Origin of the sequence: Candidatus Cryosericum odellii (assembly GCF_003570935.1) — a bacterium.
GTDB lineage: Bacteria > Caldisericota > Caldisericia > Cryosericales > Cryosericaceae > Cryosericum > Cryosericum odellii.
Genome location: NZ_QXIU01000009.1, coordinates 19,520 through 20,441 on the forward strand (window position 1 = coordinate 19,520; position 922 = coordinate 20,441).

Annotated in this window: 1 protein-coding gene and 1 pseudogene; both read left to right on the plus strand. The window is 56.7% G+C overall.

The features are described from left to right. Positions 1 to 384, plus strand: a pseudogene (locus tag SMC5_RS10935) (thiamine pyrophosphate-dependent enzyme); the annotation flags it as partial. After that, the coding region (locus SMC5_RS00420) for a 2-oxoacid:acceptor oxidoreductase family protein (RefSeq protein ID WP_119119149.1) at positions 384 to 922 on the plus strand (539 nt) is incomplete at its 3' end. The pseudogene SMC5_RS10935 and the gene SMC5_RS00420, both read left to right, overlap by 1 nt.

The following is a 922-nucleotide window of genomic DNA, read 5'->3' on the forward strand; positions in this document are numbered from 1 at the left end:
AACGGGAACTACGGTATGACCGGAGGCCAGATGGCGCCAACGACGCTTCTTGGCCAGAAGACCACGACAAGTCCTCTTGGCCGTACACCACAGACCAACGGTTTTCCTATCCGTGTAGCCGAGATGCTCGCCCAGCTTGACGGGCCTGCCTATATCGCTCGTGTCTCTCTGGATTCGCCAGTCAACATCCGCAAGGCGAAGAGTGCCATGCGCAAGGCCTTCAATGCTCAGGTACGTGGCATTGGATTCTCACTTGTCGAGTGCCTGTCGACCTGTCCGACCAACTGGAAACTGACGCCTGTGGAATCAATGGAACGTGTCCGCAAGGAAGTCATACCTTATTTTCCACTTGGTGAGTTCAAGGTCGTCGAGGGGGTGCTGTGATGGAGCACAACGTCGTCATTGCAGGATTTGGTGGACAGGGCGTCATGCTCATTGGCGAACTTCTGGCACGCGCAGGCATGGAGGAAGGCAAGGAGGTCACGTGGCTGCCCTCGTACGGTCCAGAGCAACGCGGTGGAACGGCCAACTGCGCTGTGGTAGTCGCGGACGAGCCGATTGCCTCTCCACTCCTGACTGAGCCACAGGCAGCGATTGTCTTCAATCGGCAGTCATTCGACAAGTTCGAGCCTGCCATCGAGAAGGGAGGATTGCTCGTCATCGACTCAACCCTGATTGACAGGAAAGCTTCCCGTGCGGACTTGGACGTGGTGTACATTCCTGCGACGGACATCGCGACGGAGCTGGGCAACTCGAAATTCACCAATATGGTGCTGCTGGGTGCCTACCTTGGCAAGGTCAACCCCATCAGCATAGCGTCTGTCCATGGGGCTTTGTCAGTGTTCCTGACGGGCAAGAAAGCTGCTCTCATCGAGGTCAACAAGAAGGCGTTGCAGGCTGGCGTCGACTTCGTCAACAAGAA